The sequence below is a fragment of the Arthrobacter sp. DualSoilB13 genome, assembly GCF_055389195.1.
Window position 1 is genome coordinate 4,128,530 of sequence record NZ_AP035865.1, and the last position, 15,404, is coordinate 4,143,933.

17 protein-coding genes are annotated in these 15,404 nt (G+C 62.2%); 6 read left to right on the top strand and 11 right to left on the bottom strand.

Annotated features, from left to right (window positions below):
* The first annotated feature begins 159 nt into the window (after window positions 1-159).
* Window positions 160-771 carry an NADPH-dependent FMN reductase gene (locus ACZ5J0_RS19060; RefSeq protein ID WP_142937448.1) on the top strand — a complete coding sequence of 204 codons (612 nt, stop codon included), beginning with the start codon at window positions 160-162 and terminating at the stop codon, window positions 769-771.
* A 49-nt stretch (window positions 772-820) separates the two neighbouring features.
* On the opposite strand, the gene ACZ5J0_RS19065 is transcribed toward ACZ5J0_RS19060, so the two are convergent.
* Window positions 821-1,525: an HAD family hydrolase gene (locus ACZ5J0_RS19065; RefSeq protein WP_464093809.1), complete on the bottom strand. Its 705-nt coding sequence runs from the start codon at window positions 1,523-1,525 to the stop codon at window positions 821-823.
* Window positions 1,515-1,835, bottom strand: coding sequence for a hypothetical protein (locus tag ACZ5J0_RS19070; protein WP_223941232.1), 321 nt, complete (start codon window positions 1,833-1,835; stop codon window positions 1,515-1,517). The genes ACZ5J0_RS19065 and ACZ5J0_RS19070 overlap by 11 nt, the downstream gene beginning before the upstream one ends.
* 82 nt (window positions 1,836-1,917) lie before the next feature.
* On the opposite strand from ACZ5J0_RS19070, the gene ACZ5J0_RS19075 reads away from it, so the two are divergent.
* Together ACZ5J0_RS19075 and ACZ5J0_RS19080 are read left to right on the top strand one after the other, a co-directional pair.
* Window positions 1,918-2,559: an NADPH-dependent F420 reductase gene (locus ACZ5J0_RS19075; RefSeq protein WP_142937446.1), complete on the top strand. Its 642-nt coding sequence runs from the start codon at window positions 1,918-1,920 to the stop codon at window positions 2,557-2,559.
* A gap of 212 nt (window positions 2,560-2,771) precedes the next feature.
* Window positions 2,772-3,554 (top strand): VOC family protein, encoded by a 783-nt coding sequence (locus ACZ5J0_RS19080; protein WP_464093810.1) that lies wholly within the window; start codon window positions 2,772-2,774, stop codon window positions 3,552-3,554.
* Between the two features lie 15 nt (window positions 3,555-3,569).
* Here ACZ5J0_RS19080 and ACZ5J0_RS19085 read toward each other — a convergent pair whose 3' ends face one another.
* Window positions 3,570-4,454, bottom strand: coding sequence for a PaaX family transcriptional regulator (locus ACZ5J0_RS19085; RefSeq protein WP_166841897.1), 885 nt, complete (start codon window positions 4,452-4,454; stop codon window positions 3,570-3,572).
* Window positions 4,455-4,716: 262 nt separating this feature from the next.
* On the opposite strand from ACZ5J0_RS19085, the gene ACZ5J0_RS19090 reads away from it, so the two are divergent.
* Entirely contained in the window at window positions 4,717-5,250 is a 534-nt protein-coding gene (locus tag ACZ5J0_RS19090) for an ABC transporter permease family protein (RefSeq protein WP_142937444.1), read from the top strand.
* A 99-nt stretch (window positions 5,251-5,349) separates the two neighbouring features.
* On the opposite strand, the gene ACZ5J0_RS19095 is transcribed toward ACZ5J0_RS19090, so the two are convergent.
* From ACZ5J0_RS19095 to ACZ5J0_RS19125, 7 genes are read right to left on the bottom strand one after another with little or no spacing between them, the layout of a single operon-like run.
* Window positions 5,350-5,745 carry an acyl-CoA thioesterase gene (locus tag ACZ5J0_RS19095; protein WP_142937443.1) on the bottom strand — a complete coding sequence of 132 codons (396 nt, stop codon included), beginning with the start codon at window positions 5,743-5,745 and terminating at the stop codon, window positions 5,350-5,352.
* Window positions 5,746-5,752: 7 nt separating this feature from the next.
* Window positions 5,753-7,123 (bottom strand): MFS transporter, encoded by a 1,371-nt coding sequence (locus ACZ5J0_RS19100; protein WP_142937442.1) that lies wholly within the window; start codon window positions 7,121-7,123, stop codon window positions 5,753-5,755.
* A gap of 2 nt (window positions 7,124-7,125) precedes the next feature.
* Window positions 7,126-9,516, bottom strand: a complete 2,391-nt coding sequence (locus tag ACZ5J0_RS19105; RefSeq protein ID WP_464093811.1) for a bifunctional salicylyl-CoA 5-hydroxylase/oxidoreductase — start codon at window positions 9,514-9,516, stop codon at window positions 7,126-7,128.
* 14 nt (window positions 9,517-9,530) lie between these two features.
* Window positions 9,531-11,225 carry an AMP-binding protein gene (locus ACZ5J0_RS19110; protein ID WP_464093812.1) on the bottom strand — a complete coding sequence of 565 codons (1,695 nt, stop codon included), beginning with the start codon at window positions 11,223-11,225 and terminating at the stop codon, window positions 9,531-9,533.
* A 59-nt stretch (window positions 11,226-11,284) separates the two neighbouring features.
* Window positions 11,285-12,157 carry an acyl-CoA thioesterase gene (locus ACZ5J0_RS19115; RefSeq protein ID WP_464093813.1) on the bottom strand — a complete coding sequence of 291 codons (873 nt, stop codon included), beginning with the start codon at window positions 12,155-12,157 and terminating at the stop codon, window positions 11,285-11,287.
* Window positions 12,158-12,160: 3 nt separating this feature from the next.
* Window positions 12,161-12,643, bottom strand: coding sequence for a cupin domain-containing protein (locus ACZ5J0_RS19120; RefSeq protein WP_142937438.1), 483 nt, complete (start codon window positions 12,641-12,643; stop codon window positions 12,161-12,163).
* Window positions 12,644-12,683: 40 nt separating this feature from the next.
* Complete coding sequence (locus tag ACZ5J0_RS19125) at window positions 12,684-13,538, bottom strand: fumarylacetoacetate hydrolase family protein (protein WP_464093814.1); 855 nt, start codon at window positions 13,536-13,538, stop codon at window positions 12,684-12,686.
* Window positions 13,539-13,674: 136 nt separating this feature from the next.
* Between ACZ5J0_RS19125 and ACZ5J0_RS19130 the strand changes: the two genes are divergently transcribed.
* Window positions 13,675-14,073: a RidA family protein gene (locus ACZ5J0_RS19130; protein ID WP_159732123.1), complete on the top strand. Its 399-nt coding sequence runs from the start codon at window positions 13,675-13,677 to the stop codon at window positions 14,071-14,073.
* Between the two features lie 94 nt (window positions 14,074-14,167).
* The gene (locus tag ACZ5J0_RS19135) at window positions 14,168-14,512 is read left to right on the top strand and encodes an iron chaperone (protein WP_464093815.1); all 345 of its coding nucleotides are present in this window, start codon (window positions 14,168-14,170) and stop codon (window positions 14,510-14,512) included.
* A gap of 16 nt (window positions 14,513-14,528) precedes the next feature.
* Here ACZ5J0_RS19135 and ACZ5J0_RS19140 read toward each other — a convergent pair whose 3' ends face one another.
* Window positions 14,529-15,332, bottom strand: a complete 804-nt coding sequence (locus ACZ5J0_RS19140) for an IclR family transcriptional regulator domain-containing protein (protein WP_464093816.1) — start codon at window positions 15,330-15,332, stop codon at window positions 14,529-14,531.
* Window positions 15,333-15,404: the final 72 nt, after the last annotated feature.

Below are 15,404 nucleotides of genomic sequence, written 5' to 3' on the forward strand. Positions count from 1 at the left end.
AGAACTCAGTTGGCATGAGTCTATGACTGCAAGGGGCCCGGCGGGAGTAGGGGCTGCGCTATGTGCATAAGTCCACTAAGGTCGGTGGAAGCTGGGAGCAACCAGCACCACACCGTCGACGAGCCGGTTCCGGCCGTGCCGTCGGAAAGGAACGCCACTATGGACACCTTCAAAATCGGTTACTTCGTCGGAAGCCTGGCAAGCAATTCCATCAACCGGGTCCTCTCCAAGGCCCTCATCAGCGTGGCGCCGCCGGAACTCGAGTTCCATGAGATCGCCATCAAAGACCTTCCGTTGTACAGCTCGGATTACGATGCTGATTTCCCGGCGGCCGGCCGGGACTTGAAGGATGCCATCGCCGCATCGGACGGCATCTTGTTTATCTCGCCCGAGTACAACCGCTCTATTCCCGGCGCCTTGAAGAATGCCATCGATTGGGGTTCACGCCCGTGGGGCACCAATTCATTCGCTCGCAAGCCCACCGGAATCATCGGCGCATCGCCGGGCGGTATTGGAACCGCCGTGATGCAGTCGTCCATGCGCAGCGTTTTGAGCTTCCTGGATGCGCCACAGTTGAACGCACCTGAGGCTTACATCCGCTTCGTCGCAGATGCGTACGACGACGACGGTTCAGTTAAGGACGAAGCGACAGCCGGGCTTCTGCGCCACTATATGGAGGAATACAGCGCGTTCGTTCAGCGCGTCCTCGCCGCCAACGCGCCCGGCCACATCGGTGATCAGGAACCGGATTCGGCAAAGCTCACGCGGTAACACCGCTCCGGGTGCCGGGCGGCATGCCCGCAGGCGGCTGGACAGGCGCTTAGGTGTCCCGCGAACCCGCCATCAGCTGGCCGATGATGCTGGTCTCCAAGTGCTCCAACAGGTGCCGCGGATTGTCATAGACTTCCGCGGCACCGGCGTCGCGCAGTTCGGCTTCGCTGATTCCGCCGCAGGTCAGGGCGATGACGGGAACGCCGATCGCAGCTCCGGCCTTTACATCCCACACGGCGTCGCCTACGAACACCACATCCTCCGGACCGAGCCCCAGCTTTTCCAGGCAGGCCTCGAGGATGTCCGGTGCGGGCTTGCTCTGCTTTGCGTCGTTTGAGCTGGTCCACGCATCAATGGAGGATCCGGCATCGAGAAGGTCCCTGCTTACTTCAAGGTCGCGTTCCTGCGCTGACGAGGCCAAGCCCACAGCCAGTCCCGCGTCCGAGCATGCAGCCAGAAGGTCACGGACCGAATCGAAGGTGCGCAGAGCCGGCCAAAACGTCGAAAAGACCGCACCGTGCGCAGACTTGAGATCTTCCTGCATGTCCTCGGGACAGTCCGGGAGCAGACTCTGGACGAGCCGGTCACCTCCCATGCCAACCCTTCGGTGAATGGCGGACATTTCGACATCCAGGCCTTCACGTCGGAAGGCTTGCCACCACGCCATGGCATGGAAGTAGCTGGAATCGATCAGGGTTCCATCCACATCGAAAAGAACGCCGCGTTTCTTTCTTGTCGCTTCATCAGTTGCCACAGCTGACCACCCCTGCATGTGTCTGCGCTTGCGCACCTTGGGCGGCCAGCGCGGAGTCGATCACTGGTTCCTCAAGCATGAGTACCGCATACCGCTCAGCCGAAGCTGGTCTTAGCAGCCCCGTTCCTGCAACTTCACGGATGGCTGCGACTCCCTCAACAGCCTCGTCCATGGTGGAAAACTGCTTGGACAGACCCATCAACACGTCGTCGCCGTCCACCATCAGAATCCGAAATTCCCCATCAGGCGTTTCAGCCAGTTCCAAATGCCCGGCCATCCGAACCTCCTCGTCTTCGATGCCAAACAGCATAGTAAGACTACTTAGTATAAACCTCGCAGTAATATTGCGTCACGCGGGAATTAGGCGTGTGCAACTTGTTGTTATCACAGGCATGACAACAATCGGAATCATCGGTGCAGGACACATTGGCAGCCAAGTCGCCCGCAAAGCGGTAGAACTCGGCTATGACGTGGTCATCAGCAACTCCCGAGGGCCGGAAACCCTCCGTGAGCTGGTGACCGAACTCGGGCCGCGCGCCCGGGCCGCAACGGCAGGTGAGGCAGCAGCAGCAGGAGATTTCGCCGTCGTGACCGTCCCTTTGAAGAACTACAAGGACATCCCCACCGAGCCGCTTGAGGGCAAGATCGTGATCGACACCAACAACTACTACTGGGAGCGCGACGGCCGGATCGCTGAGCTGGACAACGGAGAGGCCACCACTTCCGGCCTGCTTCAGAAGCACCTGCCCACCTCCAAGGTAGCCAAGGGCTTCAACCACATTTTCGCCAAGGACATCACCACGGACGGCACCGCTGCCGGCACACCCAACCGTCGCGCCCTGGCCACCTCCAGCGACTTCCCCGAAGCCGCCGAGCTTGTGACCAAGCTCTACGACGAATTCGGCTTCGACACCGTCAACATCGGCCCGCTGGAGGACAGCTGGCGCGTAGAGCGTGACCGCCCCGCCTACGTCATCCGCCAGAACGCGGAGGAACTGCGCGGGAACCTCGCCAAGGCAACGCGCACGGTCTAACCCGGAACGCACGACGGCGGCAAGGGGCTTACGCTTGCCGCCCCACCTTTGCGGGCGCCGTGAATTTTGCGGGTGCCGTGAATTTTGGGTCGAAATCGTGTCACGAATCGGGACCACGGCGCACTTTATGGGTGGCTGCCTCTCTAAATGCCTGGCGCATCAGGCGTTCGGGGAGGCAGCTGCCCCCGAAGCGTCCCACCCCGAGGAGTTCCATGTCCACCAAAATCTCGAACTGGCCCGCAGCGACGCCCATGTGGGTTGACCTGGGCGTTGACGATCTCCAAGCGGCGAAGGCCTTTTATGCAGACCTCTTCGGATGGGATTTTGTTGCCGGCGGTCAGGACGCCGGGGAATACTCGCTTGCACACGTCGCCGGGCGGGCGGTGGCGGGCGTAGGGCCCAAGCAGGATCCGGATGCGCCCACCGTATGGACAACGTTCCTGGCATCGGATGACGTCAATGTCACCGCCAAGAAGATCAGAGCGGCCGGCGGAGAGCTGCTTGCCCCTCCCTTCGACGTCATGGAATCCGGGCGAATGACGCTGGCGACTGACAGCGTGGGCGCAACCTTCGGCGTGTGGCAGGCAGGCACCCATATCGGCGCGGAACGCGTCAATGAGCACGGCGCACTGTGCTGGAATGAGCTCCACACCCGGGACTTCGCCTCGGCGCGGTCCTTCTACTCCGAGGTCTTCGACGTCAGCTACCAGGACGTCACCGAAGACGGCTTGGTGTACTCCACCATTCGCAGGCCGCTGGATGGCCGGGAAGTGGGCGGGATTCAGCATGACGTTGACCTTCCCTCCAACACCCCCAACCACTGGCTGACCTGGTTCGCCAGCGACTACGTTGAGGGCACTGCGAATCGTGCCGTAGAGCTCGGCTCCAGCCTGCTGATGCCTGTCACCGAAAGCCCGCTGGGACGTATGGCCATCATCCGAGCGCCACAAGGTGAGGTGTTTGGCATCATCGACGCACCCCGAATCGGCGAGTAAACACCCGGCCCGCGCTCAGGCAGCAGCCGGATTGAGTGCCTCGGCTATGACCTCATGCGCATGGGCCGCGGCAAGCGGAGCGGCCAAGCGGTGGACCGCCTGGAACGTCCTGCGCACGGCAGGACCGTGCCAATCGGGCGGCAAGTAGTCAGTGGGGAGGTTTGGATCCCGGTACGGAAACTTGCGCCACATGGTGAGCATCGGGATGTAGTAGCGGAAGGCATCGCGACGCATGTCCTCGGTGGATTCAGCCAGTGCGATGTCCGGATCGCTGCCCACGAGTCCGGTCCAGCGCTGCTCCGCACCGTCGTAGAGTTCAAGGAATTCCGTGAACTGCTGGTCCAATTCCTTGAGGTCCCACCACTCCGAAATCTTGGGCCGCATAGGGCCATCAAAAACGTAGTCGCTCCGAAAGAGATCCACGAACTCGATCAACCCGCCAGCCGTGAGCCGCTCCCGGGCTTGCTCCAATTTATGCGCGGGAGCAATCCACACACCGTTGGCGACTGAACCAAAGCCCAAGGACAGCAGGGCTGATCGCAGCTGGTGCCGGCGGTTCCGCATGGATTCGGGCACGGAGAAGACCGCCAGCACCCAGGTATCCACCGGCGCGGGCTGCTCCGGGGCGAAGATCCTGCGGTCACCTTCCCGGAACACATCACTGACGGACTCCGAAATTTTGTACTTGGCAATCCCGCCCTCGCGGACGCTCTTAAGAACACCCTTGGCTTTGAGCCTGGAAACTGACGACCTCACGCCGGGAGCGTCGTAGCCCAGTGATCCCAACATGGAGATCAGCGCAGATACCGGCAATGCGTCGCCTGCATTTCGTCCGTAGAGGCCGAAAATGGTGACGAGCAGCTGCTGGTGGCGCACCGGGGGTGCCGGGACGGCGAACATCGAAGGATCCTCATTTCCGCGCCGCAGTTCCGGCGCCAGTCCAGTTCATCATAGGCGCGGTAATGCTTCCGGTCAGATTGCTTCAATGCCCATATTCGGCCCCGATCAACGGATCATGTGGAATGCCTGAGGCGCTCGTTCTTCTTCTGGAGACTGTCCGGCTAGCCGTGTCATAGTAAGCATGCTTACTATGGAGCCACGCTGATTCGAGGCTCACACCGCCCCGAAAGGTCCTTTCCGTATCAACGATAGGAAACACATCATGGCAGGAAATCTCGTAGCCCGCTCCATTCACGACCTCACCGCCGCGGCATGGTTTGGCGGCTCACTGATGGGCGCCATCGGACTTAATGGTGCCGCTGCAGAAGCGAAAGACCCCACCGAGCGCACCCGCCTCTCCAGCAAGGGTTGGGGAAAGTGGGCCCCCATCCAGACAGCAGCCTTCGCCGGACACCTGGCCTCGGACCTTGCCATCGCATGGGAGAACAAGGGCCGGATCGCCAAGCAGGACAACGTCGCCGCAAACACTGTCTACAAGACTGTAGTGACTTTGGCTGGAGCCGCCGTCACGTTGTACGCAGGTGTTGTGGGCAAGAAGGTGGATGAGCTCTCCGACGAAGGCGCCAAGGGTGCAACAGAACCTCGGGCCGGCGCATCCGATGAGTTGAAGTCCGCTCAGACCCAGCTCAAAGCACTGCAGTGGGCCATTCCGGCGTTCGCGGCCTGGGTGATCATCCTCGGCGCAAAGCACGGCGAGATGCAGCGGCCGAAGAACATCATCAAGGGCTTGCGCTAGCCACCCACCCCGCGTCCCCAACCACCACTGGCCGAGACGGCAGTGAATGACAATCCCATTGCTCACCATTGTCATCAACCGCCGTCTCGGCGTAGGGGGTCAGGCTCCTTTCAAAGCTTTGACGAAGTGTTCCGGCCATGGCTGTGCAGCTGCGGTTCCATGGGGGACGTACACGGTGGTGACCGTCCCGTAGGCGGCGACCTCACCGGCGTCGGACGCTACCTCAAAAGCCAGGGTCAGCGAGGTCCGGCCCAGCGCGCTTACCGTCACCGTGGCGGTGATGCGCTGGCCGAACCACAGCTTGGCCTTGTAGTTGATGACTTGCTGAACACGCGGAGCGCTGGGGAAATAGTCCGGCAACTCCAGCGAACGGAAGAGCTCGGCCTCCGCAGCCTCAACCCAGCGCAGAATGGCCGAGTTGTGCTGGTGCCCGGAGGCGTCGGTGTCCACCCATTCCACTGTTCGCTGGACAGACGCCTCCGGAAACCTATCCACGATTCTCCTAGCGGGCGCTAACGGCGGCGTCGTTAGGATCAACGTCGACGGCGGCGACTGCCACCTCAGGCTGCGGCTTCGGAATCATCGCCACAGCACCCGCGGCCAGAACCGCGATGCCGGCGAAGATTGCGAAGTTGGCCTCGAAGGGCAGCTTGGAGCCTGCGATCCAGCCACCGATCAACGGTCCGGAAATGGCACCCAGGCGGGCGAAGCTCAGGGCCCATCCCGTCGCCGTGCCACGGACCTTGGCCGGGTAGTAGTCGGCAATATAGCCGGTCAGCACCAGCGATGTGGAAATGGAACCAACGCCTGCGAAGGCCACGAACAGCAGGTTGACCACCATGGTGTTGGGGAAGACCAGCAGCATGATGCCCAAGCCGCCCAGGATGTAGAACACCACCAGGATGAGCTTCTTGCCGTACTTGTCTGCGGCGCGGCCAAGGAGCAGGCCCCCGATTGCGGAGGCGAGGCTGAAGACCAGCAGGAAGGTCAGTGACGAGCCGAGGTCGTAGCCGGCCTTCTTCATGATGCTCGGCAACCAGGTGTTCAAGCCGTACACCAGGACCAAGCCACAGAACAGCGAGATCCAGAAGAAAACGGTGGAGCGCAGGTACTTCCGGGAGAACATGGTGGTGATGGTCTTCCACCACGGATCCACCTGGCCGCCTTGGGCAGCAGGAACTGCCGGAGCCACAGCAACAACGGGCTTGTAGTTGGAGATGTTCAGCTTGGCGGCCAAGGCCTTGGCCTCGGACTTCCGGCCCTTCGACTCCAGGAATTCCAAGGATTCAGGCAGGAACTTCCAAATGATCGGAATCAGCACCACAGGTGCGGCACCGATCGCGATCACAGCACGCCAACCACCCATGGGCAGGACGAACAGCGCAGCCAAAGCGGCGGCAACGATGCCCAGTGAGTAGCCGGAGTACATGAGGCCGTAGTTGTAGGAGCGCTTGTTCGGCGCCGAGTATTCAATGGTCAGGGCCGCTGCCACCGGAATGACACCACCCATGCCCAGTCCGCCAATGAGGCGGAACAAGCCGAACAGCTCCGGCGTCGGCGCCCAAGCAGCGCCTGCTTGGGTGAGCGTGAAGATCGCCATGGAAGCCAGGAGCATTTTCTTGCGGCCGACGAGGTCGCTGAGCGTGCCGATGAAGAGGGCGCCAATAAGCATGCCAATCAGGGCATATGATCCCAGACCGCCCAAGGCCAGGGGGCTGAGGTTCCATTCTTTGTACTCGGCAAGTGCCGGCAGGATGGCGCCAAGGACGCCGACGTCGTAGCCTTCGGCGAGGATCGCGAGCCAGCAGCAGAACAACACCAAACCGGTGGTCTTCTTGGGCACGTTCCAGTCGTTGACTGGTGCGGTGGCCATGGCTACTTCACCAAAACCGATGCTGCGGCGGACTCGGGAGTCCAGCGGAGGTGTGTGTTGACTTCTTCCATGTCGGCTTCCTTAAGCAGGGACAGGCGGGGACGAACGGCGTCAGTGCGTGAGCTCGGAGGCTTGCGGCGACCAGCACGGAATTGTGGGATCCAGTCGGCGCCGGGCCCCTGATATTCCTGCTCGGCAGCTGCGTGCAGCGTCCATTGGGGGTCGTAAAGGTGCGTGCGTCCCAAGGCGATCAAATCCGCACGGCCGGCCAGGAGGATGGAGTTCACGTCATCGTAGGTGGAGATGGCGCCGACGGCGATCACCGCCACGCCTGCAGGTGCGGCAACTTCCTGACGGATGCGGTCCGCGAACGGCGTCTGGTAGCTACGGCCGAAGGCGGGCTTCTCTTCCTTGGCGACCTGCCCGGTGGAAACGTCCAAGCCGGCGGCGCCGTGCTCAACGAACGCCTTGGCGATGGCCACGGAATCATCCGAAGTGTTGCCACCTTCGATCCAGTCTGTGGCGGAGATGCGCACCGTCACCGGTTTGCTGACAGGCCAAGCTGCACGAACGGCGTCGAACACTTCCAGCGGGAACCGCAGCCGGTTCTCCAAGCTGCCACCGTATTCGTCGGTCCGCTTGTTGGACACCGGCGAAAGGAAGGAGGACAGCAGGTAACCGTGGGCAGCATGGATTTCCAGGAGATCGAAACCGGCCTCGTCCGCACGGACCGTGGAGGCGACGAACTCGGCCTTGATGGCATCCATTCCAGCGCGATCCAGCTCCACGGGAGTTTGGTTCTCCGGGCTGTACGGCAAGGCAGAGGGACCCACGGCGGTCCAGTTACCGGACTCGAGCGGCTGGTCAATGCCTTCCCACATGAGCTTGGTGGAGCCCTTGCGCCCAGAGTGGCCCAGCTGGGCGCCGATCTTGGCGGTGGAACGGGCGTGAACAAAGTCCACGATTTCCTTCCAGCTCTCACGCTGTTCATCCGTGTAGAGGCCGCTGCAACCGGGGGTGATGCGGCCGGCTTCGGAGACGCAGACCATCTCTGTCATGACCAGGCCTGCACCGCCGAGTGCCTTGGAGCCGAGGTGGACCTTGTGGAAGTCGCCCGGAACACCGTCCGTAGCTGAGTACATGTCCATCGGGGAGACCACAATGCGGTTCTTCAACTCCAGTTGGCCGATCCGGAACGGCTGGAACATGGCCGGAGCGACCTCTGTCAGTCCCTGCGAGGCAGCGAAGTCGCGGTCAACAGCGTTCGCGAACTCGGGATCGCGGAGCCGCAGATTTTCCTGCGTGATGCGGCGGCTGCGGGTCAGCAGGTTGAACGCGAACTGTGTAGGGTCCTGGTCCTTGTACTGGCCAATGCGCTCAAACCATTCAAGGGATGCCTGGGCTGCACGCTGGGTGGAGGCAACCACGGGCCGACGCTCGGCCTCATAAGCAACCAAGGCGGACTCCACATCCGGGTGCTCGTGGAGGCAAGCAGCCAATGCCAGCGAGTCCTCCATGGCCAGCTTGGTGCCCGAACCGATGGAGAAGTGGGCGGTGTGGGCGGCGTCGCCCAGCAACACTACGTTGTTGTGGCGCCAGCTCTCGTTGCGGACCGTGGTGAAGTTGATCCACTTGGAGTTGTTGGTGAGGACCTCGTAGCCGTTCAGTTCCTCGGCGAAGATCTCGCGGATCTTGGCGATGGCCTTCTCATCGGAGACACCGGGAGGGAAGACCTCGTTGGCGGTTTCGTCGAAGCCCGCGGCGTGCCACACGTCCTGGTGCATTTCCACGATGAAGGTGGAGCCCTCGTCCGAGTAGGGGTAACCGTGGATCTGCATGACGCCCCACTCGGTTTCCTTCACGAAGAACTTGAAGGCCTCGAAAACCTGGTCCGTACCAAGCCACATGAACTTGTTGGTACGCGGGTCCAGGTTGGGCTTGAAGGAGTCGGCGTACTTGGCCCGGATCTGGGAGTTGATGCCGTCCGCTGCGAGAACAAGATCGTAGTTGGCTTCAAGCTCCTCCACGGCAGGAGCCAGGGTACTGAAACGCACGTCTACGTTCAGTTCGATGCAGCGGCGCTGGAGCAGCTCCAGCAGTTCCTTGCGGCTCATGGCAGCGAAGCCCTGGCCGCCCACCGTGATCATTTGCTCGCGGAAGTGGATGTCGATATCGGACCAGCGTGCGAAGCGACGGCTCATGTACTCGGCCACTACGGGATCAGCGTTGCCGATGCCGCCCAGGGTCTCATCGGAAAACACGACGCCGAAGCCAAAGGTGTCGCTGGCAGCGTTACGTTCCCAGAGGGTGATGTCATGCGACGGGTCCAGCTGCTTCATCAGTGCTGCGAAGTACAGACCGCCAGGCCCGCCTCCAACGATTGCGATTTTCATGGTGTTGCTCCTTCTCAAGCCTGGCTCTGGCCGGCGGGGGTAAGTTGTTCGGTCTTGCTCGCGTTCCCGGTGTTGTCCTGCGAGAGGACCCTGTCGCGGAGCTTGAAATGCTGGAGTTTGCCGCTGGGGTTGCGTGGAAGTTCAGTAACGAAGCGGACGTCCCTGGGGTACTTGTAGGGGGCGATGGTCTGCTTCACGAAGTCCTGGATCTCTTTGCGCTTGCCGGCATCGCCTGTGACGCCTTCACGCAGGACGACGAATGCGCAGACGATGCTGCCGCGCTCTTCATCCGGAACCCCGATGACCGCGTTTTCCACAACATCCGGGTGCTGGTCGATGGCCGTCTCAACCTCGGGCGCACCGATGTTGTAGCCGGAGGAGACGATCATGTTGTCTGATCGTGCCTGGTAGGTGAAGTACCCGTCGGCATCCATGGCGAACGTGTCACCGGTGACGTTCCAGCCACGGACCACGTAGTTGGCCTGCCGTGCGTCGTCGAGGTAGCGGCATCCGGTGGGGCCGATCACTGCCAGGCGGCCGATGTTGCCCGGGCCGAGTTCGTTGCCGTCGTCGTCCAGGATGGTGGCCCTGAAGCCCGGCACCGCGCGGCCAGTGGTCCCAGGGCGGATATCGTCCCCTGCCGCGGAAATGAAGACGTGCAGCATTTCCGTGGCGCCAATCCCGTTGATCAGCCGCAAACCCGTGGCCTCATGCACCGCTTCCCAGGTTTCCTTGGAGAGATGCTCTCCGGCGGAGACGGCCATACGCAGGCCCCTGAGGAGGTCTCCGCGCTTCTCTTTCAGGATGGCCCGGTAAGCCGTGGGTGCGGTGAAGAGGATGCTGGCTCCTGCCGCGGCTGCGGCTTCAGCAAGCTCCACCGGCCCGGCCTTCTCTGTGAGTAGCGACGACGCGCCGAACCTGAGCGGGAAGACCACCAAACCGCCAAGTCCGAACGTGAACGCCAAGGGCGGGGAACCCGCGAACACGTCATCTGCAGTTGGTTCCAGGATGTAACGGGCGAAAGTATCCGCGTTGGCCAGGATGTCCCGGTGGAAATGCATAGTCACCTTGGGCACGCCGGTGGTGCCCGACGTCGGTCCTAACAGGGCGACGTCGTCCGCGGCTGTGTCCACTGCCGTGAACTTGCCGCTCTTGTGCTCGCAGCGCGAGGCGAGGTCGCCGTCGTCGTCGAATCCGTTGCCGGCCCCGTACGTCAGGACCTTGACCTCATCCGCCGCCGCGATCGCGAGCTCGTCCACGAACCGGTGATCAGAGATGGCGACCACGGGTTTGGTGAGTTGGATGAGGGTGGAGACCTCGGTGGAGCGCAGCATGGGCATGGTGGTGACTACTACGGCGCCGGCTTTCAGGACACCCAGCCAGGCAGCCACGATCCAAGGGTTGTTGGGTCCGCGCAACAACACGCGGTTGCCCGGAACGACACCGAGGTCTTCGGTGAGGACCTGTGCCACCTGGTTGGAACGCTGCTGGAGCTGACCGTAGGTCCAGACCGAGCCGTCAGGTGTCCACAGGGCGGGACGGTCTGGGCCGTACTGCTCAACAGCGTCGTCGATCAGTACCGCCGCAGCGTTGAGCCGCTCCGGGTAGTGGAGTTCGGGAAGGGTGAATTCAAGCGCAGGCCAAGTATCGGCTGGCGGCAGGTGGTCGCGGGTAAACGTGTCCACGTGGGCCGATGGCATCATGCTCATGGCCGGTCCTTTCAGTGGTGCGTCGTTGAAGCGGATGGTTGGCGGAGATCTAATGCTGTTTAGGTGCCAGCCCGAATCATGCCCTCTTGGGCGACCGTGGCAAGCAGCCTTCCGTGACGATCGAAGAAGCGGCCCATGGCGAGGCCCCTGTTGCTTTGACCGGAAATGGCGTCCTGGGCGTAGAGCACCCAGTCGTCGGCGCGACCATCGCGGTGGAACCACATGGAGTGGTCCAAGCTGGCGGTCGCGAGTCCCGGGCTGGACCAGTTGAGTCCGTTCACCCGGAGCAGCGGCTCCAAAATTGTGTAATCGCAGACGTAAGCCAGCGCTGTGCGGTGAAGGTCGGCGTCGTCGGGCAGGGCGTCAAAAGCCTTGACCCAAATGGCCTGCTGCGGCACGGAACCGCCTTCGAGATCGATATATACCGGCCCTGGAATATGGCGCATATCGAAGCTGCGGCCCGTCGACCAGTACTTCGCGGCTTGGCCGTCCACGCCGTCCAGCGCTTCGGCCGCAGTCCGCAGCGATTCAGGCTCGACGGCGGCAGGAGCCTCGGGCTGGAAGTCCGGGCCGCTCTCAGGGACCTGGAACGAACCCATGGCCGCGTACACGGCCTTGCCGTTCTGGAAACCCCGGACCGTGCGGGTGGAATACCCTCGGCCATCCCGCAGGCGCTCCACTTCGTACCGGACACTGGAACCGATATCCACGGGACGCATGAAGTAGCTGTGCATCGAGTGCAGAGTCCTGTCAGCATCAACGGACCGCATCATCGCGGCCGCCGCCTGTGCCACCATGTCTCCACCATAGGCTTTTGGCCACGGCACGTACTGGGTGGTTGCTTCATAGGCTTCGTCGAACACCTCGGCCGTTGTGGGCGTTAGTTCAACTGCCTTAAGGAAGGTCTCGGACGTCAGGGTTCCAGTGATCATGGCTTAGGCCCGGCGGTAGTCAGCGAGGGTTTCGTCAGCCACGTCTTCGAGGTTCACCACGAGGTTCTCCGGCGTGCGCGCTGTGAGCCAGACGAGTTCTTCCGTGATGGACATGTTGGCTTCAACGTGGGGCATGAACGGCGGCACGAAAACCCAGTCGCCGGCCTTCATGTCGATGAACTCCGAGTAGTTCTCGCCGAAGTAGATGCGGCCGTGGCCACGTAACACATAGCCGCCGGTCTCAGCCTCGCCGTGGTGGTGCGGAAGTGAGCGGTACCCGGGGGTGTTGGACACTTGGCCGAACCAGATCTTGGTTGCCGGGGTGTGCTGGATGCTGACGCCGGACACGCGGATGCAGTCGCCGGACTGCGCAGTGTTGGTGTCCTCAGCTCCGGCGCGGGTGACAACCGGGACAACCTTGCCGTCAGCCTGCGCGTAGATGGAGTTATCGCCTTCGAGTTGGTACTCGGTAGTGGTCTGGCTCATGGGTTTTCTCCTTTTATCTGGTGGTTCTGGACGATTGCTGTCAGGCGGGGACTGCGACGGGTGCGTGGATTCGGAACTGGTTCTCCAACCGGCCGATCCCGTCGATTTCCGTAGTGAGGACGTCGCCGTCCTTAAGGAAGCGAGGCGGGGTCATTCCCATGCCCACTCCCCCGGGTGTTCCGGTAAGGACGAGGTCGCCGGGACGCAGAGCGGTGAATTGCGAGATGTAGGACAGCAGCTGTGCCGGGCCGAATACCAGGGTGCTGGTGTTTCCCTGCTGCACAAGCTCGCCGTTGACGTATCCGCGGACGTTGAAGTGTTGGTCCGCCTCGTCCGCGGTGACCATGACCGGGCCCACGGGGGTTGTGCCGTCCCAGGCCTTGCCCTGGAACCACTGCAGGGTCCGGTTCTGCCAGTCGCGCATGGAGACGTCGTTGGCCACCGTGTACCCGGCAATGGCCGCACGGGCCTGGTCTTCGTCTGCATGGAACAGTTCAGAACCTACGACGACGGCCAGCTCGGCTTCCCAGTCGACACGGCCGCTGCCGTGGACTTCTACGGCGTCTTCAGCCCCCACCAAGGTGTCCGCATACTTGGCGAACAGTGTGGGGTATTCGGGAAGTTCGCGGCCCATTTCCTGGATGTGGTCCCCATAGTTCAAGCCGCAGCAGATGACTTTGCCGGCCCGGGGAAGGAGCGGGGCGAGGTCAGCGTCGGCGGCCGCAACTATGGTCTGCTCCTTCGACGCTGCAGCCTCTTCAACAACGTTCCGCCAGTCCGGCCGAGCCAGGAGCGCGCCGACGTCATCGGCGGGCAGGGTGAGGTAAGAGTCGGCGCCCGTGGCGAGTGCCGCCGTCGTTCCTCCGTTGGCCGTGCGCAGGGTGGCGAGTTTCATTGCGGGTTCCCTTCGAGATTTTGTGATGTGTCGACTTTTTTACGATCGTCACATATGCTCAACGTAGCACGGCAGAAATGATCTGCACAGAGGCTTTCCAAAAGTTTTTGCAGTTGCCACAACGAGGAGGAACAGCATGAGCCACACAACGATCAACCCGGAATCGCTGCCCAAACCATCGGGTTTTGCGCACGGCATCCTGGCTGGCAACACCGTCTTCCTGGGCGGGCAGACGGCTTTGGACAAGAACATGAAGATCGTTCCCGGCGGCATCGTGGAACAGTTCACGCAGGCGTTCTCCAACGTGATCACCACCCTGCGCGAGGCCGGCGGACAGCCCGAAGACCTTGTCAACGTGACCATCTACCTCACGGACGTTGACGACTACATGGCCAACGGCCGCGAAATCGGACGCATCTGGCGCGAAATGGCGGGATCGCAGTACCCCGCCATGGCAGGCATCGGTGTCACGCGCCTCTGGCAGAAAGAGGCCCTGATCGAAATTCAGGGCATCGCGGTGATCCCGGAACGCTAAACCTCTGGAGTTTTTGTACAGATACCGCCCCTAAAACCGCGTCTAGAGGTCATTAGCTGTACAAAAACTCCCGTCGATGGCGCAGGATTGGGCCATGGGAACCGTTATCCAATATCTTGCGGGCGTCAGCGAGGGCAACCGCTCGACTCTGGAGCGAATTGTGGCGATCGCCCGCGAATTGGCCCCCGACGCCGAAGAAGGCGTCAGCTACGGGATGCCCGCTTTGCTGGTTGAGGGCAAGGGCTTTGTGAGCGTGCTCGAAACCAAGAAGCACCTTGCCCTGTACCCGTTTAGTGGGCAGATCCTGCCGGAAATGTCCGAAGAGCTGGGGGGCTACTCATGGTCGCCGGGGACGCTGCGGTTCTCGGCGGACAACCCCGTGCCGGACTCGATGGTCCGCCGGATCCTTGAGACCCGATTGGCTGCGATCCGGAAGTAGTCAGTGCTCGAACCGGCTAGTGCTTCGCGGAGACGTCTTGGGAGATTGCCTGCGCGGTGGCCACCACTTCCTGGCGCACGCCCTCCAGATACTTCTCCGGGTCCGGCTGGGCAGCAACGGCCTGGGCCTGCAGGGACACGTTGATCGCAGCCACGTTGTCGCCGTTGTTGTGGTTCCACACCGGTGCTGCGATGGACATCAGCCCAAGTTCCAGCTCCTGGTCCAGGAGGCACCACCCCTGCCTGCGGACATGTTCGACGGCGGCCCTCAAGTCGGAGGCGCTGGCGACGGTCCGCGGGGTGAGCGGGGTGAGTTCCGCCGTCGAGAGGTAAGCCTCCAGCTTGGTCTGCGGCAATCCGGCGAGCAGCACTCGACCCATGGACGTGGCATACGCCGGGAAGCGGGTGCCCACGGTGATCCCGACGTTCATGATCCGGCGGGTGGCAACGCGGGCCACGTAGAAAATATCCGGTCCGTCCAGCACCGCGGCAGAGGTGGACTCCCCCAGCTTTAGGCTCAGTTGTTCCAAGTGCGGCTGGGCAAGCTGCGGAATAGACAGCGCTGACAGATACGAGTATCCGAGCTGCAGCACCTTGGCCGTGAGCGCGAACGTCTTGCCATCGGTGCGGACATAGCCCAGCTCAACCAAGGTGTGCAGGAACCTCCGGGCCGTGGCACGGGTCAGATCGGTGCGGGCCGCGACTTCGCTGAGTGTCATCACGGGGTTGTTCGCGTCGAACGCCCGGATCACGGCAAGTCCCCGGGCCAGCGACTGCACATATTGATCGCTTGCCTGGGGGGTAACTGCGGAATCGCTCATGGTTACCAATCCTAGAGCGCGTTGCGGGGCCTACTCTGCAGGACTCACGCCCCGAAAACCCTGCAGAGCGGG

Bases quoted from the DNA above. Each gene is read 5' to 3' on its own strand.
- ACZ5J0_RS19115 (WP_464093813.1), bottom strand. From the start codon at position 12,157: ATGATCACTGGAACCCTGACGTCCGAGACCTTCCTTAAGGCAGTTGAA.
- ACZ5J0_RS19120 (WP_142937438.1), bottom strand. From the start codon at position 12,643: ATGAGCCAGACCACTACCGAGTACCAACTCGAAGGCGATAACTCCATC.
- ACZ5J0_RS19090 (WP_142937444.1), top strand. From the start codon at position 4,717: ATGGCAGGAAATCTCGTAGCCCGCTCCATTCACGACCTCACCGCCGCG.
- ACZ5J0_RS19110 (WP_464093812.1), bottom strand. From the start codon at position 11,225: ATGAGCATGATGCCATCGGCCCACGTGGACACGTTTACCCGCGACCAC.
- ACZ5J0_RS19085 (WP_166841897.1), bottom strand. From the start codon at position 4,454: ATGTTCGCCGTCCCGGCACCCCCGGTGCGCCACCAGCAGCTGCTCGTC.
- ACZ5J0_RS19125 (WP_464093814.1), bottom strand. From the start codon at position 13,538: ATGAAACTCGCCACCCTGCGCACGGCCAACGGAGGAACGACGGCGGCA.
- ACZ5J0_RS19105 (WP_464093811.1), bottom strand. From the start codon at position 9,516: ATGAAAATCGCAATCGTTGGAGGCGGGCCTGGCGGTCTGTACTTCGCA.
- ACZ5J0_RS19100 (WP_142937442.1), bottom strand. From the start codon at position 7,123: ATGGCCACCGCACCAGTCAACGACTGGAACGTGCCCAAGAAGACCACC.
- ACZ5J0_RS19070 (WP_223941232.1), bottom strand. From the start codon at position 1,835: ATGCTGTTTGGCATCGAAGACGAGGAGGTTCGGATGGCCGGGCATTTG.
- ACZ5J0_RS19080 (WP_464093810.1), top strand. From the start codon at position 2,772: ATGTCCACCAAAATCTCGAACTGGCCCGCAGCGACGCCCATGTGGGTT.
- ACZ5J0_RS19130 (WP_159732123.1), top strand. From the start codon at position 13,675: ATGAGCCACACAACGATCAACCCGGAATCGCTGCCCAAACCATCGGGT.
- ACZ5J0_RS19060 (WP_142937448.1), top strand. From the start codon at position 160: ATGGACACCTTCAAAATCGGTTACTTCGTCGGAAGCCTGGCAAGCAAT.
- ACZ5J0_RS19140 (WP_464093816.1), bottom strand. From the start codon at position 15,332: ATGAGCGATTCCGCAGTTACCCCCCAGGCAAGCGATCAATATGTGCAG.
- ACZ5J0_RS19075 (WP_142937446.1), top strand. From the start codon at position 1,918: ATGACAACAATCGGAATCATCGGTGCAGGACACATTGGCAGCCAAGTC.
- ACZ5J0_RS19135 (WP_464093815.1), top strand. From the start codon at position 14,168: ATGGGAACCGTTATCCAATATCTTGCGGGCGTCAGCGAGGGCAACCGC.